Consider the following 22065-nt stretch of genomic DNA (forward strand, 5'->3'; position numbering starts at 1 on the left):
CCACGCCTTGTAACCCACTGGTGACCAAGGTGCACAATCACGGCCTTCAATACGCCGCCCAGGGCAACCCGCAGATCGTCGGTCCCGATACCCGGGACATCTGTTATGCCGTACAGAATCGCCAGAGGAGCCGAATCGATGAACAGTGCACGCCCCCGACGCCGCACTACACAAGTCACTGTAGGCCCGGTGACACTGGGCAGCGATAACCCGATCGTCGTGCAAGCCATGACCAATACCGACACCGCAGACGCCCAAGCTACAGCGCGTCAGGTCGAGAACCTGGCGTTGGCCGGTGCCGAAATGGTGCGGATCACGGTCAACAGTCATGACGCCGCCGCTCAGGTAGCAAACATTCGAGAGCTGCTAGACCGCCGCAACGTCAGCGTACCGCTGGTGGGTGACTTCCACTTCAATGGTCATCGCCTGCTCGCAGCCTACCCTGAATGCGCCGAAGCATTGGGCAAGTACCGAATCAACCCGGGCAATGTCGGCAAAGGCGCCAAGCGCGACGAGCAGTTTTGCCAGATGATCGAGATCGCCTGCCGCTACGACAAACCCGTAAGGATCGGGGTCAACTGGGGCAGTCTCGATCCCGACTTGCTGGCGCGCATGATGGACGCCAACGCGGCGCTCGCCCACCCCCTGAGCGCCGGCGCGGTGATGCGCGAGGCTTTGGTGGAATCGGCATTGGAAAGCGCCCGGCGCGCGATTGAAGTCGGCCTGCCGGCAAATCACATCGTGTTGTCGGCCAAGGTCAGTCAGGTGCAGGACTTGATCACGGTGTATCGCGACCTGGCCGGCCGCTGCGAGTTTCCGCTGCATCTGGGGCTGACCGAAGCAGGCATGGGCTCCAAGGGTATCGTCGCCTCTTCCACCGCATTGGCGGTACTGTTGCAGGAGGGTATCGGGGACACACTGCGCATATCCCTTACCCCAGAACCCAACGGTGAGCGCACACGGGAAGTGCTGGTTGCACAACACATCCTGCAGGCCATGGGCTTGCGGGCGTTCACTCCGACGGTAGTCGCATGCCCTGGCTGCGGGCGTACAACGAGCAGCTTCTTTCAGACGCTGGCGCAAGACATCGAGGGCTTTATTCTGACTCGAATGCCGGACTGGAAAGCCCGGTTTCCCGGCGCGGAGCACCTGCATGTCGCCGTCATGGGGTGTGTTGTGAATGGGCCAGGCGAGAGCCGCCTCGCCGACATCGGCATCTCGCTTCCGGGCGCGGGAGAACACCCCAGCGCCCCGGTCTATATCGACGGCGAGCGGGTAGCGACGCTAAAGGGCAACAGCATTGCCGCGGAATTCACTCATCTCCTTGAGGTGTATGTCGCGACGCGATACGGTGAGAATCCCCAAGATAGATCCAAACTGCTGGAGCTGTTGAGGCCATCCGATTTGATCAAGCACGATTAAAAACCTCGGCGGCCCTGCAAGCCGCCGGTATGCACGAAGATCAGGCGAGTGCCGGGCACGAACCGCCCGGCCTCGATCTGCTGCTTCAACGCCAGCAGCGCCTTGCCGGTATAGAGCGGCTCCAGCGGTACACCGCAGGCCTGTTCGGTGGTGTCGATAAACTCGAGCAACAGCGAATCAACCTTTCCAAAGCCACCCCGGCTGGCGTCCAGCAATTCATAACCGCCCTGCACCAGGGCACTCACGTTCTGCGCCACGCCATGATCATCCGGTACCGCCATGGCGCCATACACCGGATGTGCGCCCGCCTCTGCCAGGACCAAACCCGCCAACGTCGTACCGGTACCTGCCGCCAACCACCATGCGTCGTAATCGGCCCAGCCCACGGTGTTCAGTTGCCGGCGTGCCTGCTCGACCAAGACCCCGCAACCCAACGCCCCGGCCATCCCGCCGCCGCCTTCGGGCACGGGGTAAAAATCGGGATAGTGCGCGCGCCACGGCAGCCAGAAATCCTCCGCGTGGCGCGCGCGGTAGCCGGCATAGCCCAGCCAATGCAACTGCATGCCAAAAGCTTTCAGGTCGAGGACGGTGGGGGTGTCTTGAGGGTGACCACGCAACAGGCCGACAGTGGGGAAACCAAAACGCTTGCCCGCCGCTGCCAACGCGTGCAGATGGTTGGAGTACGCCCCGCCAAGGCTGATGACGCCGCTGGCACCGGCCTGTCGTGCCTGGGCCAAATGTTCGGTGAGCTTGAACCACTTGTTGCCGCTGATCAGCGGGTCGATGCGGTCCAGGCGCAGCACGGCCAGTTCGACGCCATTGAGCCAATCGAGCCGCATGGCTTCAAGGGGCGCGTGGGGAAGCCAGTCAAAGGGACCCATCGGGCGGCATCTGCATGGAAAAAGGGGCGGTAGTCTAACACCGCCCCTTGCGTCGTCTTACAGCTCGGCGGCGAGGCGCGAGCCTTGGTTGATGGCGCGCTTGGCATCCAGCTCGGCCGCCACATCGGCGCCGCCGATCAGGTGCACGTTCTGCCCTGCGGCGACCAGGCCGTCCTGCAACTCGCGCAGCGGGTCTTGCCCGGCGCAGATGACGATGTTGTCCACGGCCAGCAGCTGCGGCTCACCCTCGGCGCCGATGCGGATATGCACGCCGTCATCGTCGATCTTCAGGTACTCGACGCTGTTAAGCATCTGCACGCGCTTGTTCTTCAAGCCGGTACGGTGGATCCAGCCGGTGGTCTTGCCCAGGCCGTCGCCGACCTTGGAGGTCTTGCGTTGCAGCAGGAACACCTCACGCGCCGGTGCATGGGGTTGCGGCTTGATCCCGGCCACGCCGCCACGGGCTTGCAACTGGGTATCGATGCCCCATTCCTTCCAGAACGCTTCGCGGTCGAGGCTGGTGGACACGCCTTCGTGCACAAGGAATTCCGACACGTCAAAACCAATGCCGCCGGCGCCGATCACCGCGACGCGCTTGCCCACCGGCTTGCGCTCGAGGATCACGTCCAGGTAGCTCAGCACCTTGGGGTTTTCAACGCCCGGAATCGCCGGCGTGCGCGGCGCAATGCCGGTGGCCAGGATGATCTCGTCGTAACCGCCCGCCACCAGCTGTGCGGTGTCGACCCGGGTGTTGAGGCACAGCTCGACGTGGGTGGTCTGCAACTTGCGATTGAAGTAGCGCAGGGTCTCGAAAAACTCTTCCTTGCCCGGTACGCGCTTGGCGATATTGAATTGGCCGCCGATCTCACTGGCCGAATCGAACAAGGTCACCTGGTGGCCACGCTCAGCCGCCACGGTGGCGGCGGCCAGGCCTGCGGGGCCGGCACCGACCACGGCGATTTTCTTGATCTGCTTGACCGGTAGGTAGTTGAGTTCGGTTTCATAGCAGGCCCGCGGGTTGACCAGGCAGGTGGTCAACTTGCCGCCAAAGGTGTGGTCCAGGCAGGCCTGGTTGCAGCCGATGCAGGTGTTGATTTCATCGGCGCGGCCGGCGGCGGCCTTGTTGACGAACTCGGGGTCGGCGAGGAAAGGCCGCGCCATCGAGACCATGTCGGCATCGCCTTCGGCGAGGATCTGCTCGGCAATCTCCGGGGTGTTGATGCGGTTGGTGGTGATCAGCGGGATCTGCACCGCACCGCGCAATTTGGCCGTGACTTTGCTGAACGCGCCACGGGGTACTTTGGTGGCGATGGTCGGGATACGCGCTTCGTGCCAGCCGATGCCAGTGTTGATGATAGTTGCGCCGGCCTGCTCGATGGCCTTGGCCAGTTGCACGATTTCTTCCCAGGTGCTACCGCCTTCCACCAGGTCGAGCATCGACAGGCGGAAGATAATGATGAAGTTCGGGCCAACGGCTTCGCGCACCCGGCGCACGATTTCCACCGCCAGGCGCATGCGGTTTTCGTAGCTGCCGCCCCAACGGTCGGTGCGGTGGTTGGTGTGGGCGGCGAGGAACTGGTTGATGAAGTAACCTTCGGAGCCCATGATTTCCACGCCGTCGTACTCGGCGACCTGGGCCAGCAGCGAGCAGGTGACGAAATCCTGGATCTGCTTCTCGATGCCCTCCTCGTTCAGCTCCTTGGGCTTGAACGGGTTGATCGGCGCCTGGATCGCACTCGGCGCGACCTGTTTGGGGCTGTAGGCGTAACGGCCGGCGTGGAGGATCTGCATGCAGATCTTGCCGCCCGCCTCATGCACGGCCTGCGTGACGATCCTGTGCTTCTGCGCTTCCTCTTCGGTGGTGAGCTTGGCCGCGCCGGAATACACCCCGCCTTCATCATTCGGGCCAATGCCGCCGGTGACCATCAGGCCCACGCCGCCACGGGCGCGCTCGGCAAAGTACGCCGCCATGCGTTCGAAACCACCGGGCTTTTCTTCCAGACCCGTGTGCATCGAGCCCATCAGGGTGCGGTTGCGCAAGGTGGTAAAACCCAGGTCCAACGGGGCCAGCAGGTGCGGGTAGGCAGCAGCGGTCATGGTACAGCTCCACAACGGATCATCACGGGACGTGAGGGGCTCGAATGGCACCTCATCGGTTTATGTCCCACAGACTAAGAGGCGGTGGACGACGGCTCAATGACTGAAACTGACAAGTTATTGATCCAAATGCACAGCGCCCCTTGGCAAGCCGTTGCAGGGGCCCTACCCTAGTCGCGAACCCTGCACCCGGTCTGTTGTCTGTTGCCCCATGCGTAAACTTCTCGCTTTTACCGTCTCCATGGCCCTGGTTGCCGCCGTCGCCGCGTATCTGGTCTGGACCCAGGAGCGCCCTGTGGCGCATTACCTGTCGGACCTGCGCATCACCCTCGCCGTCAACGAAGGCCTGCCCGCCGATCGCGGCAACCTGCTGGGCATCCAGCCGGAGCTGTTTCCCGCCGATTACCAGAGCCTGGAACGCCTGCACCTGAAGCTCGCGGCCTACCTGCAAAAGGCCCGGGACCAGGGATTGATCAACGAAAAAACCATTGTGGTGCTGCCCGAACATATCGGCACCTGGCTGATGTTGACCGGCGAAAAAAACGAGGTGTACCAGGCGCTGCACGTGAAGGATGCGATGAACTGGCTGTCGGTCAGCAACCCGCTGCTGTTTGCCCGTGCCTGGATCAGCGCAACCGGCGATAACCGCACCGATGACGCCTACCTGCGCATGAAAGCCTCCGGCATGGCGCGGGACTATCAGGTGCTGTTCGGCGGCCTGGCCAAGGAGTTTGGCGTCACGCTGGTGGCCGGCTCCATCACGCTGCCGAACCCGAGTGTCAGCCAGGGCCAATTGCAGGTCGGCCATGGCGCCTTGTACAACGCCAGCGTGGTGTTCGCGGCGGACGGCCTGCCCCTCGGCGATCCCCAGCGCCAGCTTTATCCGATCTACGATGAACGCGGTTTTATCGAACCCGGTGACGAAAACATCGTCAGCGTGGTCGACACCCCGGCCGGGCGTCTCGGCGTGTTGGTCGGCAGTGACAGCTGGTACCCGGACAACTATCGCAAGCTCAACGAGCAAGGTGCGCAATTGATTGCGGTGCCGGCTTTTGTGCTCGGTCGCGATACCTGGGATCGCCCATGGCGCGGCTTCAAGAGCGTGTCCACGCCGCCGGAAATCAGCCTCAAGCCTGAAGAGCTCAGCGAAGGTGAGGCCTGGCGACGCCTGACGCTGATCAGCCAGCAACCCGTCAGCCAGGCAACCGCGGGCATGAGCGTATTCCTGCGTGGGCAGTTCTGGGACCTGGGCACGGCCGGGCACAGTTTTCTCAGCAGCAACGGGCAGATCAGCGCCGACGGCGACGCCCGTGGCGCGCGCCTGCTGAATATCTGGCTGTAACCCCGTGAAGCCGGTGCGCCTGGGTGATTTGTCGGTGGGCTTCGTGCACACCCTGGCCGACGCGATCCACAGCCACGGCCTCGACCCGCAACCGCTGCTGCTGCAATACGGCCTCGACCCCGCGCGCCTCGCCGAAGCGGGTGCACGCTTGTCGATCCCCCGTTATATGCGCCTGGGCCATGCGGCCATCCAACTCACCGGCGACCCCGGCCTGGGCCTGCGCATGGGCCAGCTCAGCCGCCTGAGCCAGGCCGGGCTGGCCGGGGTCACCGCCGCCCAGGCGCCCAACGTACGTGAGGCGGCGCGCACCCTGACCCGCTTCGAAGCGCTGTACGGCTCCAATTATCGTGGGCAATCGAGTTTCCACGAGGACGCCGAAGGCGCCTGGCTGCGGTTCTATTCCATCAGCCCCTATAACGCCTACAACCGCTTCGTGGTGGACTCGATCATCGCCGGCTGGCTGCAGCAACTGTCGAGCCTGGCCCAGCAACCGGTGCAGGCGCAGCGGATTGAAATCGAATTTGCAGCGCCGGACTACAGCGAACAGTACGCGGTGCTGGGCGATGGCCCGATCCAGTTCGGCGCCGACGCCAATCAACTGCGCCTGAGCCAGCAAACCCTGGCCCTGCGCAACCCGCAGCATTGTCCGAGTACCTGGCAGCTGTTGCTGCAACTGTGTGAACGGGAACTGGAGCAGTTGACCCGCACCCGCAGCCTGCGCGAGCGCATTACCCGGTTGCTCGGGCCGATGCTCAATGGCGGCCGGGAACCCGACCTGGAAGAAGTGGCGGCGCGCTTGAAGCTGCCGACCTGGACACTGCGCCGCAAACTGGCCGAAGAAGGCACACAGTTTCGCGCGATTCTCAACGATACCCGCCGCGACCTGGCCATGACCTACATTCGCGATACGGAATTGGCATTCGGCGAAATCGCCTACTTGCTCGGTTTTGCCTCGGCCCAGGCGTTTCAACGGGCGTTCAGGCGATGGAACAACCAGACCCCAGGGGAATTTCGCCGCAGTCAGCGGCATTCCGCCTGAAGTCGGTCTTACAGCTCGGTGGCGTCATCGGCCGGATCCAGAGGATCCAGTTCAAAGGCCTGGTACTCCAGCAGTTCTTCCTGATATTCGTCCATGGTGGGCTCCTTGTTTTGAATTAAAAGCGGCTGCAGATAAATGACCTGCACAGCCAGCCTAAAGTGCCGTGATGACGAAAAAATGTCGACGTCATGACGTTCCTGCACTCCAGGATTAAACGTAGCAGCGTAATGCGGATTTAGCACCGGGGTTTTGAGGCGCGATTGCAATCAGGGATGCACTGAAATGGGCGGGAATGCATTCCATTGTGGGAGGGGGCTTGCCCCAATGCCAGTCAGTTAAGGAGGAACACTGTAACTGTGGTGAGCGGGCTTGCCCCGCGTTGGGCTGCGCAGCAGCCCCAATAAGAGCACTGCAGTGTGCCAGACAGCTCCGGGGCTATGTTTTGGGGCTGCTTCGCAGCCCAACGCGGGCGGTGCGACGATTCGACAAGCCCGCTCGCCATAGGTGACGGGTTGCCCGTTCTGTCCCTTAACTGACCGGCATTGGGGCTTGCCCCCGATAGCTGGGTGTCAGTCAACACATCTGTCACTGACCCACCGCTATCGGGAGCAAGCCCCCTCCCACATTCGATCTGCATCAAGTTTCAGACCTGCGTCGACCACGGGTTTGGACACCCGCCTCCACCGCCATCCCGGCGGTACGCTCCAACGCCTCGGCAAACGCCTGGCGCTGCTGCGGTTCGATCTGCGACAGGAACAACTCGTCCACCGTACTTTCGTAGATCTTCCACATTTTTTTACGCAACGCCCGGCCGGCATCGGTGATAGATGCAAAGGCCGCGCGGCCATCGCCGTCGGAGCGTGAACGCAGCACCAGGCCGTCCTTTTCCAGGCGGTCTACCAGGCGCGTGAGGTTATAGCGCTCGATGGCCAGTACATCGGCCAATTCGTGCATGCGGCGGGTGCCTTCGGGGCCGCTTTCCAGGCCCCATAAAGCGTCGTACCAGGCGTAAGGCGGCAAGTCGGCGGCCGCCAGGCGGCGCTCGATTTCGCGGATGACCGTCCTGTGGGCCCTGACAAAACGGAACCATACATCGGGCTCTTTCGACGACATGCAACACCATCCGGCGGATTTCAAGAAGGTTGCAATAGTAGCTCATCCCGCGCTAGATTCGGCCATGTAGTTGCAATTGCAACAACTTTGACGACGCTCCCACAAGGAGCCCGTCACTTGAAATCCGCCTACCCTGGAGCCTCACATGACCTCGAATAACGCAGTCGGACGCGACGTCGATCCACAGGAAACCCGCGAGTGGCTGGAGTCCATCGAATCGGTGCTGTCCACCGAAGGCCGCCCGCGCGCCCATTACCTGATCGATCAGTTGCTGGATTTCGACGTGGCGCGGCATGGCGACTTCTACGGGCGGGTGACCACGCCTTACGTCAACACCATCCCGGTGGAACGTCAGTTGCCCTACCCCGGCAACCTGGCCATCGAACGCCGTATCAACGCGTTTATCCGCTGGAACGCCATGGCCATGGTATTGCGTGCAGGCAAACACTCCGGTGTGGGTGGGCATATCGCCACTTATGCGTCAGCCGCTGTGCTGTACGACGTAGGTTTCGACCACTTCTTCCGTGGCCGCACCGACAGTTTCGACGGCGACCTGGTGTACATCCAGGGCCACTCCTCGCCAGGCATCTACGGCCGTGCCTACCTCGAAGGCCGCATCAGCGAAGCACACCTGGATAACTTCCGCCGCGAAGCCGGTGGCGAGGGCATTTCGTCCTACCCCCACCCACGGCTGATGCCGGACTTCTGGCAATTCCCCACCGTGTCCATGGGACTCGGGCCGATCACGGCGGCCTACCAGGCGCGCTTTATGCGCTACCTGGAGTTTCGTGACCTCAAGCAACACCAGGGCCGCAAGGTCTGGGCATTCCTCGGTGATGGCGAAATGGACCAACCGGAATCCCTGGCCGCCATTTCCCTGGCCGGACGCGAGAAACTCGACAACCTGATCTTCGTGGTCAACTGCAACCTGCAACGCCTGGACGGCCCGGTACGCGGCAATGCCAAGGTGATCCAGGAGTTCGAAAGCCTGTACCGCGCCGCTGGCTGGAATGTGATCAAAGTGATCTGGGGCGGTGGCTGGGATGCACTGCTGGAAAAAGACACCAGCGGCCTGCTGCGCCAACGCATGATGGAGTGCGTGGACGGTGACTACCAGAACTACAAATCCCAGAACGGCGCCTACGTGCGCGAACATTTCTTCGGCAAATACCCGGAGTTGCTGGCACTGGTTGCAGACCTGTCCGACGACGATATCTGGAAACTCTCACGGGGCGGCCATGACCCGGACAAGGTCTACAACGCCTATGCCGCCGCCGTGCGCCACAGCGGCCAACCGACGGTGATCCTGGCAAAAACCGTCAAGGGCTTTGGCATGGGCGAAGCCGGCGAAGGCCAGAACATCAACCACCAATTGAAGAAGATGGGCGCCGACGCCGTCAAAGCCTTCCGCGACCGCTTCGGCCTGGAAGTGCCCGATGAGCAACTCGCTGAAATTCCGTACCTCAAGCCCACCGCCGACAGCGAAGAAGCCCGTTACTTCGCCGCGCGTCGCCAGGCCCTGGGCGGCTATGTACCCGCGCGCCACACGGCGGTCGAACCGTTGCAGATCCCCGAACTGAGCGCCTTCGCCACTCAGCTCAAGGACACTGGCGAGCGCGCGATATCAACCACCATGGCCTTCGTGCGCATCCTCGGCACCCTGCTGAAAGACCCGCACCTGGGCAAGCTGATCGTACCCATCGTGCCGGACGAATCACGCACCTTCGGCATGGAGAGCCTGTTCCGTCAGATCGGCATCCACTCCGCCGTCGGCCAGCTCTACACCCCACAGGACTCCGGGCAACTGAGCTATTACAAGGAGAGCAAGGACGGACAGATCATGCAGGAAGGCCTGAATGAATCCGGGGCCATTTCCTCGTGGATAGCGGCGAGTACGTCCTACAGCAATCACGGCCTGATGACCGTGCCGTTCTACATCTTCTATTCGATGTTCGGCTTCCAGCGTGTCGGCGACCTGGCCTGGGCGGCGGGCGATGCACGGGCGCGTGGTTTCCTGCTGGGTGCCACGGCCGGGCGCACCACGCTGATGGGCGAAGGCCTGCAGCATGACGATGGCCATAGCCATATCCTGTCGTCGGTGATTCCGTGCTGCGTGTCCTATGACCCGACCTTTGCCTACGAACTGGCGGTGATTATTCGCGAGGGCATGCGGCGGATGTACGTGGAGCAAGAGGACATCTACTACTACATCACCCTGCTCAACGAAAACTACCCGCACCCGGCGATGCCCGAAGGCGTGGAAGACGGCATTCTCAAGGGTATATACCGGCTCAGCGCCAACCCTCAGGCACAAGTGCAATTGATGGGCAGTGGTTCGATCCTGCGAGAAGTGATCGCCGCCGCTGAACTGCTGGCCACCGACTTCGGCGTGCACAGCAACGTGTGGAGCGTGACCAGCCTCACCGAGTTGCGCCGTGACGGGCATGCAGCCGAACGCTGGAACCTGCTGCACCCGGAAAGCGAGCCTCGCGTGAGTTATGTAGAGCAATGCCTGGCCGGGCAAACCGGGCCAGTGGTGGTGGCGACGGACTACGTGAAGCTGTTCGCCGATCAGATCCGTCCGTTTGTGCCGGGCCGACGCTTTATCGCACTGGGCACTGATGGGTTCGGGCAATCAGACACCCGGGAAGCCTTGCGCGCGTTCTTTGAGGTGGATCGCCACTTCATCGCCCTGGCTGCCCTGAAGGCACTGGCGGATGACGGCGTTATTGGCCGTGACAAGGTCAGTGAAGCGATCAAACGCTACGGGATCAACGTCGACAAGGCCGACCCCGTAGCGGTTTGATTTACTGCGCAGGCGTCGGCAGGGGCGGAATCGCTTCTGTCGGCGGCGGCAGGTCCGGCGTGGTGGCAGCGGGTGCGGGTTCGGCCTGCGGCGCAATCGGTGCAGCCTCAGGCGCGGGCACAACCGGCTCCGAGGCAGCCGGTGCGGCAGGCTCTTCCTTCGGCGCCTCGACTTTCTCTGCAGCCGGTGCGGCCTTCGGCTCCGGCACACCCAGATCGGCCTTGGGCTGCTCGGGGATATGCTCGGCCTTCTTTACTTCCTGTGGCAGGAACACATCCACCAACGCAAAGTAACGGTCGTAGAACTTCGGCGCGGACACCGTCTCACTGGCCACCTTCACCATCGAATCATCGGTGGAGCCGATCGGCATCGACACCGACCCCAGCACGCCCACGCCCAGGCTCGCGGAGTTGTTGACCTTCTTCAGCGCATAACGATCCTGCAGGGCATTGGCGAACATCGTCGAGTGGTTCTTGCCTTTGCCATCATCGGCGCACACCACGTTGAAGCTGATCTGCAGGTGCGTTTCGCCGGTCTGCTGGAAGCTCTTGTTACCCACGACCAGTTTCGGATCGCTGCTGGTGATGATGTAGCCCTGGCTCAGCAAGGCACGCCGCGCGGCCTCGCACGCCGCTACATCGCTAACCGGGTAATCCCGGGAAAATGTACCGGAGTCGTCGAAGTTCTCATGTTCATAAATAGCGGTCTTGGGTGACGAGCAGCCCGCGGCGCCCGCCAGCACCAGCGCCAGCCCGAAGCTACGCAAGTGGAATGATGTCGACATTGAAAATCCTGAGGAAAACGGTCTGGGCGGTATTGTGCAACAGAACGAGGCCTTGGCGCGCGCATTCCTGTCGGTAAAACGTCACAGGGCTACGCACCGGAGCCTGCCGGGAAAAGCCCGGCGCACATATGATCAATAAATACGCGGAGCTTGGCCGATGTATGGCGACCGGGCCACAACATCCAGAAACTGCCCCGATGCTCCAGGTATTCATCCAGCACCCGTTGCAAGCGCCCCTCGTCCACGGCCTGGTTGACCATGTAGTCCGGCAGGCAGGCAATGCCCAAGCCCTCGAGCACCACATGGTTCAGAGACTCGATGGTGGTACTGACCAACGGCGTACGTAACAGCGGTTCCGCAGCCCCCGGGGCAAGGCGCAACGGCCAGGGCTCGAGCTTGCCCGTGGCGCAGAACTTGTGGCGCAGGCAGGCGTGGCCATTGAGGTCCTGTGGTTGCTGCGGCGTGCCGTGTTGGGCGAAGTAGCCCGGTGTGGCGACGAGTACCAACTGGTAGTGGCCCAGATGACGCGCCATCAAACGCGAATCTTCCGGTTTGCCGGTGCGAATCACCGCATCGAAACCTTCCTCGATCACGTCCACCATGCGGTCGGAAAAATCCACGTCCAACTCGATCTCCGGGTAGGTGCGCATAAAGTCACTGAGCACCGGCATCAACAAGCCCCGCACCTGCGGCACACTGATGCGCAACTTGCCCCGTGGCGTTGAAGCGGCGTCTGTCAGTTCCTGCTCGGCCGCTTCCACCTCAGCGAGAATCCGCCGCGAGCGCTCAAGGAACAGTGCACCTTCACTGGTCAAGGTGATACTGCGCGTGCTGCGGTGAAACAGCCGCACGCCCAGGCGCTCTTCCATCCGCGCAATGCTTTTGCCCACGGCCGACGACGACACCCCCAGCACGCGGCCGGCGGCGGTGAAGCTGAGCGTCTGCGCCACCTGCACAAATACCGACAGGCTGCCCAAGCTGTCCATGATCTGCCTCCAGCGATTGCGGACACCGGCGTCCGATAAGTTCGGAACCTTAGCCTGTTTTTCCGTCAGTCACAGCCCCCTACTCTGCCTGCTTGCCCTTTTACCTGGATAAACCCTCATGAGCAGCAGCCCTTCAATCAGCACATCAGCCCAGCGGGACTCATTGCCCCTGGGCGGTCTACTGGCCCTGGCCAGCGCCGGCTTTATCACCATCCTCACCGAAGCCATGCCCGCCGGGCTTCTGCCGCAGATGGGCGAAGGCCTGGGCGTGTCGCCCGCCTTGGTCGGCCAATTGGTTACCCTCTACGCCCTTGGCTCGTTGCTGGCTGCCATCCCCCTGACGCTGCTGACCCGCGGCTGGCGCAGGCGGCCCTTGCTGCTGCTGGCCATTGGCGGGTTTGCCTTGGTCAACAGCGTAACCGCGCTGTCCAGCCATTACGGGTTGACCCTGGTGGCGCGCTTTTTTGCCGGGGTCTTCGCCGGGTTGCTGTGGGCGTTGCTGGCGGGGTACGCGAGCCGAATGGTGGCGCCACACCTGCAAGGTCGCGCCATTGCCGTGGCGATGCTGGGTGCACCGCTGGCGCTGTCGCTGGGTGTACCCGCGGGTACCTTCCTCGGCACCGCCGTTGGCTGGCGCTTGAGCTTTGCGATCATGACCGGGCTGACCCTTATACTGCTCGTCTGGGCACGCTGGCAACTGCCGGACTTTGCCGGCGAACGCGCGGATAAACGCCTGGGGCTGCGCCAGGTGCTGAACCTGCCGGGCGTTCGTCCGGTGCTATGGGTGACGTTTACCTACGTGCTGGCCCATAACATTCTGTACACCTACATCGCCCCGTTGCTGGTGCCCGCCGGGGTTGAGGCAGACGTTGACCGAGTGCTGCTGGTGTTCGGCCTCTCGGCGGTGCTGAGCATCTGGCTGGCAGGTGTATTGATTGACCGGTGGCTGCGCGCCTTGCTGCTGATCAGCTGTGCGCTGTTTGGCCTGATCGCCCTGGCGCTGGCGTTGTGGATCAATGTGCCGGCAGTCATCTATATCGCCGTGGCGTTATGGGGCCTGGCGTTCGGCGGTTTGCCGGCATTGCTGCAAACCGCACTGGCCCAATCGGCGGGCGAGTCGGCGGATGCCGCACAATCGATGCTGGTGACCGTGTGGAACCTGGGGATAGCCGGCGGCGGCCTGGCGGGTGGTGTATTGCTTCAAGGTTGGGGCGTTGCGGCCTTTCCATGGGCGGTTGTGCTTCTGATGCTATTGGCGTGGGCCGGCGCATTGCAGACGGCCGCGCAGGCTTCAGCCACTTGCGCCACTCGCCGGAGCGACGCCGACCAGGGCTCAGTGCCCCATTGATGGTTATTGCCCGTGCCGACTAACCAAGTGATTACCTCGTCGAACACCTGCAGCACGGCAGGAACATCCGCCACACTGGCAAAGTCATCCGGTAGCGCCTGGAAAAATGTCCCGTGGCTCATGTGAGGGCGGGATCACATCCATTCATATAACTACCCCCCCAACTCCGGAACCTCCTCACCTCAGTAGCCACCCAACTAGACCTCTGCTCAAAACACCCTCTTAGGCAACACGAGAAGTCTAGGCCATGAGAAGCATCGACACCCTACGCAATATTGCTCCACAAACTGCTGCTGCCGCATTGCGAGAGATGCGGCAGGAGGAAACAGACTCTCGGCATGCCTCGGAGGCGAACGATCTGACGCCCCGCGCCCAAGCCGACAGAGACCTTGCCATCACTTACGCCACAGCACTGCGCAAATACGCAAACGAACTGCCCGTCGCGATCTCCAGCAGTGACTCTATCGACAATATTTCCACCGACTCGCTGTACGGCCAATGGCGCGCTCATCTGAATAAGCTATTGCAACTTCCGGCGCTAAAGGTGTGGGCGCTTGCCAATGGTATCGATCTGACAAAAGGTATCAGCATTGATCCATCAAAAAACGCCATAGGGCAGGTTAAGGCGGACGGAACAATCAAGAGCCTCTCGGCCTTTGAAGCGATGAAAACGGTTCCGGATGAGTGGCGTCTGCTGATGAATGCGGCCCAAGTACTGGCGAGCGACAGTGGAGCTATCAGCGCTGGGCACACGACGGTCGGAGTGCTTGAAATATCCCGGTTTTTTCGTGATCACGGGACATTAGCATCAACCAAAGCGGCGTTCGAACAGCGTGCCCTTGAACTGGACAACAATCAGGGCGCGCTCAATCTTGACCTTTCCGACCCACGAAGTGAGGATCAACTCAACACCCAGAAGCAAGCGTTGGAAACGTTCATCAAGCGCAAAGCTATCACTCTCGACGAAACTCAAAGCCCCGACTTATCCCCCCCTGCGGTTAGCCCCCGTAGCGCCGGGGACGCCGCACTGGCCGTGCTCTTTCACCAGAAACTGTTAAGTTATCGCCATTATCCTGGCTTTCAACCACTTGAAAACATCCCGAAAGATTCATTACTCGGACAATGGCGAGCGCACTTCAGAAAGATCCTCGATAGCACGGACGTCAAAGAGTGGGCCTCCAAGGAGGGGATCGACCTCAAGCATTTTCGGGTCCACGTCACACCATCCGGCGGCCTAGGTGCGATCTCGTACCCAAAAAATGGCGATACGGAGCAGATTACCTACCATCAAAATCCTCCACAGTGGTGGTCTTTGTTAATAAGCGCAGCTAAAGCACTGGGAGCCCCTTATTATCAGATGGATGATGACTGGGAAAGCACAACCCCCCTGCATGACGTAGCTAGGTTTTATCGTCACGACATCGAAAAAACGGGCGACTTTCATGCTTTGGATACTCACTTGAGTAGTACCAACGGCGCATTGACACTGAGCCCTACCGATCCACGCAGCGAGGAAACCCTGGCGACGGCCAAGACCACTCTTGGCAACGTAGCCAATCGACGAGAATTGATCAAAGCACTCGACTCCATTGCCTCCCTTCTGAGCCCTGACGCTGGATCAACTCATTCTCTCGAATCGCAGTTGATCGGGCCGACGGCACAACGTATTCCTATCGATCCAGACAGCACGTATAGCCAATGGACGGCGAATGCTGGCGAGACCGCAAGTGTCGGAGATTTCATCAAAGCTCACGGGTGGCCCCTTCCAGTCGACAGAGAAGCCGTTGTCGCGTTGTCCGAGCGGTTAGGCTCCATCAAGATGGTTGACGGCACTGCGCAGGAAATCGGTGACAGCGAGTTGGCACAGCTTTACGCAAATGAGCTGGACGAATACGCAGCGAGTACCCCCCCTGCTGATCTTCGTAAACTCGTTATCAAAAACATTCCACGGCACTCGACGCTCGGGCAATGGAAGGCTCACCTTCACTCGCTGCTCAACAATGCCGAGCTTAAAAGCTGGGCAGGCCTCAACGGGGTGGACCTGTCGAAGCCATTCGAGATCACCGATGACGGCGGGCTGAAATGCTACGTCAACGGCAATTCTAAAGTGTTTAGCGGGCAAGACTTAGAGTCGTTGCCTCTGACCTGGCCGCTGATCCTCGCGGCCGCCGCCCAAGTACCGACTCCGGACGCCTTGCTGTCCGACAGCCCCGAAGACGCCACTCTCGAAGACATCGCGGCGTTTTACGATGAGCCATCTGTGTGGTCAAAGACCACCTTGGAGCAGCGGGTTGCGATACTTCGCAAGACCAATGCCTTCCCCGCTCAGCAAAACCTCTCTTCGCGTGCAGCCTCCCCATCAAAGTCGCTAGCAACCATTGAAGTGGCACAGAGGCGCTTGGGGGCCATTCTGAATGAACACTCCCTGGCCACTCAGCTGAGTGCCATCGGCGATGCTCAGACTGAGCTGGCCAATGCACTGAAAACCACCAGGATCACACTTGCACCCGGTTCGTTCCTGGCATCAGAGGAGGATTTGGCTGAGAAATCCGTCACCCTGGAAGAATTCATCCGTATGAACGGTTGGTTTCAACCGAAAAATACTGAAGAACTGATCAATCTGATCGGTCATCTCAAGCGCCAACCGTTGACCTCTGCGCGGCATGGCAATTTAGGCGGTGCCCTGTCCTGGCCCATCCCTCTAGACGATAAGGCTCGCGCAAGTCTGGTAACCTCCCTGAGATTATCCAAGGATTACGACACCTCGAAAGGATTGCTGGGCAGCCTGGGCTCAACTGTCAGCCTCTCCGCCTATGAGGGCGGTCCCGAGATAACACTGGACAATGCCCGACAGTGGCTCGGTAAAGTGCTCAACACACCTCGCGCCAAGGCGCTGGGAGTAACACTTCAAAATGAATATCAAGGCATCGCCTCCGCGTCGACTGCCAATGACTTGGTCCTGGCGGCGCTCAGTGCCGAGCTTGAGCATCAGGCCAGCCCGCTTAACCCCGCCTCCCCGGCGAGAACAACCATTGCAGGTTTTGACCTGACCAAGAGTCAGTACTGGCACACGCCTCCTTCTGTCGTGGTCAAGGACTTGACCGATCACTTGGTCAAAAACGCTAGAGTCCCTCGGAACATGGCCTGCGCAGCGGCGCTCTTGTTATTGTCACACAAGGCCCCGGCTCTACTGGTCAAAGATATTCCCGAAACCGTGACCATGGGCTCACATACCTGGGTCACCTTTACAACAGCCGTCGCCCGTGTCGAGGCACAAGCGCCGGGTGCCTCGGCGAAAATGACGTTTGCCCAAATCATGGCCTACGCAGACCTGGCCCCAATTACCCAGTCGGCACAAGGTATCGAGCAAGCTGCCAGAAAATCGGCATTGAAAGATTGGGGAATTGCCCAGGGACTTCTTAAGGTTAACGCTCGGGACGCGTATAGCGATCAGCAACTGAACACCGTTCTCGAAGCGTTTAACAACCAAATCACCGAATTGAAAGCCGCATCTACAGCCTTGCATGTCGACATGCCGAACCGAAAGGCAATGGCATTGGCCGAACTGAAAAGGGTCTTCGGTGAACAGATCCCTTTCGAAGAAAAATGCATCAATGTGGCCTCACCTCATCGGGACTATAAGGGGCCTTACTCGTTTCTGGATCTGTATATGGCGGACAAACTGGGGACGCCCGCCGGTATTCTCAAACCTACGGAAACTGTTGTAAACGGGACGCTTGGCACAGGGTCCGGCACGAGCAATCGATTGAAGCTTAACTACTGGGTATCTTCCAACAGCAAGGTCGACCTCCGCAGCCTGCTCGCCAGGCAAGGGGAACTTCCCGATATAACCAGTAAATTCGAGCAAGCCTTTTCTGCTTACAGGCCCAAGCTAAAACAACACTTGCCGACTGTCGTCAAACACCTGATTTCAAAAATGCCCCTGGAGGACCGCAAGCACTTGGAGTTAGGGAAGCTGGAGCTATTTAAAGTAATAGATGCCAAAAAAAAAGGGGCTCTTGGCATCTCATCCGCGCCGACCTATGCCTATACGCCAAACCCGGACCGTCTCATCATAAAAACCACGCTTGGGGGAGATCCCAAGACCTTTGAGTTTGACTTGAAAGAGGCCAGCGTTCGCCATCGGAGTGATCTTGATAATGTCAAGGCCGGGATTGTCAGCGAGTCCCAGATCGACACTGAGTACATGCAACCCCTTACTCCCTCGAATACACAGCAGCACCTGCTCCAGGAGCAAGCCGACACCGACACCACGCCCAAAAGTTACTTCAGCGACAGAACGACCCTTATTGCCGGTGCCGCGATCCAGGACGCTGCCATCGACAGACTGCAAGCCCAGGCAAAAGGTGTGACAACCTTCGAGACCGAATTCAACACCGATAAGTTCTTACATGAAGTAGTGATGAACCTCATTCCCCTCAGGTCAGCGATTGTCAATTTCCAACAAGGCAAGATTGGCGCAGGTCTCGTCGACTTGGGCTTAGATATCCTGGGCGTTGTGATGGCGTTTGCGACTGGAGGTGCTTCTGCCGGCCTAAAAGCCGCAGCTTCCGGCGCCTCGACAGCCGCTCGCGTGCTCCAGGGGGCAAGGGTCATCGGTCGACTGACACTCAGTGCCCTCAACCCGGCGAGCGGTATTGATGATCTGGGTCGACTGATTGTAAACGGTGGTCAAAGGCTGATCCATGCAGGAGGCCATTTGGCCTCGAAACTGGGAGGAACCATCGGCGACCTGGCAGGTACCAGACGATTGCTTGGGTCAATGAATAGTTTTGATCTGGTGGCAGCCAGCAAGCGCTTCGATGCTGCCGCCACCGGTACGTTCAAGATCATGGACGAGGTCTTCGAAGGGACTGCAGTTTTCTTCAAGGGCAAATGGTACCCCTATAGCCTGACGAACAACGCTCCCTATGGAAAACCGCTGGCTTTTTTTAATCCAAATAGCATCGCGATGGGCGGCGAGATTAAAAACGTCAGGGTGTTGGATGAAGGGCTTGTTTTATTTGAGGACATTCATGGCGGAGCCAAACGGCTCACTCTGGATGCTCATGGCGTCGTGAATCCAATGGATGGTTCCACCAGTATATTAGTGAACGGTGAGCACCTGGCGCCCAGAGAGTTCCTCGACCATTTAAAACGTACTAGGGTAAAGATTGAGGACTATGACGAAATTCGCCTGACTGTATGCAATTCTGCTAACGGCGGTGCCAATTCATTCGCTGCGCAGTTTGCAAAACTCACGAAAAAACCGGTGAAAGGCTATGAAGGAACAATGTACGTGCAGCCTAATGTGGAATCCATGCATCTGAATAACTTTCCCCACAGGGCTGCTCGCAGGGATTATCTGGATGACCGGTTTCTGGGCGTTAAACGACAAGTAGAAAACAAATATGTTGAGATAGGCCAGTTGGATAACGGCGTCATGAAGTACTACCCTGACCCAAGCTACAAACCCGTGAAATTTTCTGCCCAAGGGGTTGCTCAACCCTCTACCCCAAAAACTCCGCGACCAATGACACAGGCTGAAATTGAACAACACAACAAACGGGTCGCGGATGCCCAACGTGCCCAAGATGATGCCACCCACAACAATGCCGATTTGAGTGATTACGAAGATTTTACCTAGGCCCTGTATGAAACCATCTGCAACTCATGGGAACCCAGTGAGCATAGGGACTTATTACAGTCCGCTCCATCAACGGCGCGCTCTGCTGAGGCTTCCTCTGGAACCATAAAAAAGCCCCCGGTCTTTTCAGGCCGGGGGCTTCTTGTTCAAACCGTCATCAGTACTTCTTGATGTCGGCCTTGGTTTCCAACTGCTTGCGGTACGCGGCGAAGTCCTGCTGGCCAACACGGGAAGCGAGGAAGCGGCGGTACTGCGCCTTTTCTTCGTCCGTTGGGGCAGCCGCCTCGTTGACGCCGTTCAAGCGCACGATCACCAGGCTGCCATCAGCCAGTGCCACGGTGGTGAAGGTCGGCTTGTCCTTGGCCGCAGGCTTGGGCATGCGGAACAGGGCTTGCAGCACGGCCGGGTCAATCGCTTCCTGGCTACGGGTAGCCGCTTCAGTGACTTTCCAGGCCTGGCCGTCGACCGGCTGGTTCAGCGGGGTCTTGCCATCACGCAGGCTGGCGATCAGCTCATCAGCGTGAGTCTTGGCAGCCGCGCTGGCGCGCTCCTTGGCCATCTGTGTGCGGATCGCTGCTGCAACGCTTTCCAGCGGCAATTGCGCCGGTTTGCGGTGCTCTTTGGCACGCAGCACGATGATGGTTTCCGGGTCCAGCTCGATGGCGCTGCTGTTGGCCCCCTCATCCAGCACTTCCGGGCTGAACGCAGCGGTGACCACGGCGCGGTTGGCCGCAACACCGTCACCGCCCTCACGGCCAAACGGCGCGGAGGTGTGTACGGTCAGTTTCAGGTCAGACGCCGGTTGAGCCAGATCGGAGGCTTCGAATGCCGCATCTTCCAATTGCTTGGTTGCTTCGACAAAACGCTGCTCAACCTGCTGGGTCTTGAGCTCGCGGGTCAGCTTGTCTTTCAGGCTGGCGAACGTCGGCACTTGCGGTGCCTCAACGCCCAACAGCTTGATCAAGTGCCAACCGAAGGTACTGCGCACCGGTGCAGATACCTGGTCCTTGTTCAAGGCGTACAAGGCGGTTTCGAAGTCCGGGTCGTAGACGCCAGGGCCGGCAAAGCCGAGGTCACCGCCATTGTTGGCCGAACCTGGATCCTGGGAGAACTCCTTGGCCAGGGCCTCGAACTTCTCACCCTTGGCCAGGCGCGCCTGGATTTCTTCGATCTTGGCCTTGGCTTGCGCGTCGGTGACCTTGTCGTTGACTTCAATCAGGATGTGCGCTGCACGACGCTGTTCAGCGAGATTGGCGGTTTCTTTCTGATAGGCCGCCTGCAGTTCATCGTCCTTGACGCTGACCTGGTCGAAGAAGGAAGACTTCTTCAGTTCCAGATAGTCGATGACCACCTGGTCCGGGGTCATGAACTCCTTGGCGTGCTGGTCGTAGTAGGCCTTGACCTCGTCGTCGGTGAGTTTCACCGCCGCAGGGTTGGCCTTGATATTGACGGTGGCGAAATCGCGGGTCTGCTTTTCCAGACGGGCGAATGCCAGCACTTCGGCGTCGGTCACGAAACCGCTGCCGGCGATGCCTGCGCGAACCTGGCCGATCAGCATTTCCTGGGTCAGCATCTGACGGAACTGCAGACGGCTGTAGCCCAACTGACGGATCACCTGGTCAAAGCGTTCGGCGTTGAACTTGCCGTCCACCTGGAATTCCGGCGTCTGCAGGATCACCTGGTCCAGCGCAGCCTCAGAGAAGCCAAACTTGGAGTCCGCGGCGCCTTGCAGCAGCAGTTTGCGATCGATCAGGCCCTTGAGGGCTGCTTCGCGCAGCAATTTTTCGTCCAGCAGTGAAGCATCGAAATCCTTGCCCAGCTGTTGCATCAGCTGGCGACGTTGCATATCGACGGCCTGGCTCAGTTCAGTCTGGGTGATTTCTTCACCGTTGACCTTGGCCACGTCCTGCTTGGTGTTGGTCGAAGCCTGGAAAATGGCCTCGATACCGGTGAACGCCATCAATGCGACGATGATCCCGATAATGGTCTTGGCAATCCAGCCTTGTGAATTGTCCCTGATATTTTGCAGCATGCGTCCCCCAGAAACGGTTGAACTTCAAAAATTGGCAACCGTGGAGCGTGGGTAGAGTCCGGATAGAAGAAAGGCGCATCCGAGGATGCGCCTTCTCGTAACTGGCGGAGCGGACGGGGGGTTGAATCTACACCCCGGCTTGGCGACCCGATGGATACTTGGGTCAGCTGTCGCTCCGCTGCCAGGCCAGACCTGCGTCCGACCCGGGTAGCAAAGGCTTGATCGAAGCTTAGTTAACCGCTTCTTTCAGGGCTTTACCGGCTTTGAAACCTGGTTTCTTGGCAGCAGCGATTTGCAGTGCTTTGCCAGTCTGTGGGTTACGGCCAGTGCGAGCTGGGCGGTCAGTCACAGAGAAAGTACCGAAGCCTACCAGTACCACGGAGTCGCCGGCCTTCAGAGCGCCAGTGACGGATTCGATTACTGCATCCAGCGCACGGCCGGCAGCAGCTTTCGGGATATCAGCGGATGCAGCGATAGCATCAATCAGTTCCGACTTGTTCACTCTAAGTCCCCTTATATATCTATTGAGTATGATTCTAAGTTTTTTGGTAAACAGCAAAAACCAGTG

At 59.9% G+C, this 22065-nt stretch carries 14 protein-coding genes; 6 read left to right on the forward strand and 8 right to left on the reverse strand.

Annotated features, from left to right (window positions below):
* Positions 1–138: 138 nt before the first annotated feature.
* A complete protein-coding gene (gene ispG, locus AC07OT_RS18080; protein ID WP_495108669.1) occupies positions 139–1422 on the forward strand; it encodes a flavodoxin-dependent (E)-4-hydroxy-3-methylbut-2-enyl-diphosphate synthase in 1284 nt (427 codons plus the stop codon).
* Here the strand turns inward: ispG and AC07OT_RS18085 are convergent.
* Positions 1419–2303 (reverse strand): 1-aminocyclopropane-1-carboxylate deaminase/D-cysteine desulfhydrase, encoded by an 885-nt coding sequence (locus AC07OT_RS18085; RefSeq protein ID WP_495108670.1) that lies wholly within the window; start codon positions 2301–2303, stop codon positions 1419–1421. The genes ispG and AC07OT_RS18085 overlap by 4 nt on opposite strands.
* A gap of 57 nt (positions 2304–2360) precedes the next feature.
* On the reverse strand, positions 2361–4400 hold the full coding sequence (locus AC07OT_RS18090; protein WP_495108671.1) for an oxidoreductase: 2040 nt from the start codon (positions 4398–4400) through the stop codon (positions 2361–2363).
* 211 nt (positions 4401–4611) lie between these two features.
* Here AC07OT_RS18090 and AC07OT_RS18095 point away from each other — a divergent pair, with 211 nt between their 5' ends.
* Positions 4612–5742 carry a carbon-nitrogen hydrolase family protein gene (locus AC07OT_RS18095; protein WP_065940143.1) on the forward strand — a complete coding sequence of 377 codons (1131 nt, stop codon included), beginning with the start codon at positions 4612–4614 and terminating at the stop codon, positions 5740–5742.
* A gap of 4 nt (positions 5743–5746) precedes the next feature.
* Positions 5747–6781: an AraC family transcriptional regulator gene (locus AC07OT_RS18100; protein WP_065940144.1), complete on the forward strand. Its 1035-nt coding sequence runs from the start codon at positions 5747–5749 to the stop codon at positions 6779–6781.
* An 8-nt stretch (positions 6782–6789) separates the two neighbouring features.
* Here AC07OT_RS18100 and AC07OT_RS18105 read toward each other — a convergent pair whose 3' ends face one another.
* Together AC07OT_RS18105 and AC07OT_RS18110 are read right to left on the reverse strand one after the other, a co-directional pair.
* Positions 6790–7047: a hypothetical protein gene (locus AC07OT_RS18105; protein WP_139237758.1), complete on the reverse strand. Its 258-nt coding sequence runs from the start codon at positions 7045–7047 to the stop codon at positions 6790–6792.
* Positions 7048–7417: 370 nt separating this feature from the next.
* On the reverse strand, positions 7418–7894 hold the full coding sequence (locus AC07OT_RS18110; protein ID WP_495108672.1) for a MarR family winged helix-turn-helix transcriptional regulator: 477 nt from the start codon (positions 7892–7894) through the stop codon (positions 7418–7420).
* 145 nt (positions 7895–8039) lie between these two features.
* Between AC07OT_RS18110 and aceE the strand changes: the two genes are divergently transcribed.
* On the forward strand, positions 8040–10700 hold the full coding sequence (aceE, locus tag AC07OT_RS18115) for a pyruvate dehydrogenase (acetyl-transferring), homodimeric type (protein ID WP_495108673.1): 2661 nt from the start codon (positions 8040–8042) through the stop codon (positions 10698–10700).
* Between the two features lies 1 nt (position 10701).
* Here the strand turns inward: aceE and AC07OT_RS18120 are convergent, their stop codons facing one another.
* Positions 10702–11484, reverse strand: a complete 783-nt coding sequence (locus AC07OT_RS18120) for a DUF2242 domain-containing protein (RefSeq protein ID WP_495108674.1) — start codon at positions 11482–11484, stop codon at positions 10702–10704.
* An 89-nt stretch (positions 11485–11573) separates the two neighbouring features.
* Positions 11574–12470 (reverse strand): LysR family transcriptional regulator, encoded by an 897-nt coding sequence (locus AC07OT_RS18125; protein ID WP_495108675.1) that lies wholly within the window; start codon positions 12468–12470, stop codon positions 11574–11576.
* A 118-nt stretch (positions 12471–12588) separates the two neighbouring features.
* Here AC07OT_RS18125 and AC07OT_RS18130 point away from each other — a divergent pair, with 118 nt between their 5' ends.
* Together AC07OT_RS18130 and AC07OT_RS18135 are read left to right on the forward strand one after the other, a co-directional pair.
* Positions 12589–13818, forward strand: a complete 1230-nt coding sequence (locus AC07OT_RS18130) for an MFS transporter (protein ID WP_495108676.1) — start codon at positions 12589–12591, stop codon at positions 13816–13818.
* A gap of 247 nt (positions 13819–14065) precedes the next feature.
* Positions 14066–19465 carry a hypothetical protein gene (locus AC07OT_RS18135; RefSeq protein WP_495108677.1) on the forward strand — a complete coding sequence of 1800 codons (5400 nt, stop codon included), beginning with the start codon at positions 14066–14068 and terminating at the stop codon, positions 19463–19465.
* A 157-nt stretch (positions 19466–19622) separates the two neighbouring features.
* Here AC07OT_RS18135 and AC07OT_RS18140 read toward each other — a convergent pair whose 3' ends face one another.
* Together AC07OT_RS18140 and AC07OT_RS18145 are read right to left on the reverse strand one after the other, a co-directional pair.
* Positions 19623–21497 (reverse strand): SurA N-terminal domain-containing protein, encoded by a 1875-nt coding sequence (locus AC07OT_RS18140; RefSeq protein ID WP_065940150.1) that lies wholly within the window; start codon positions 21495–21497, stop codon positions 19623–19625.
* A gap of 229 nt (positions 21498–21726) precedes the next feature.
* Positions 21727–21999, reverse strand: coding sequence for an HU family DNA-binding protein (locus AC07OT_RS18145; protein WP_003174819.1), 273 nt, complete (start codon positions 21997–21999; stop codon positions 21727–21729).
* Between the last annotated feature and the right edge of the window lie 66 nt (positions 22000–22065).

This window comes from Pseudomonas sp. GW821-FHT09C10, assembly GCF_059418085.1.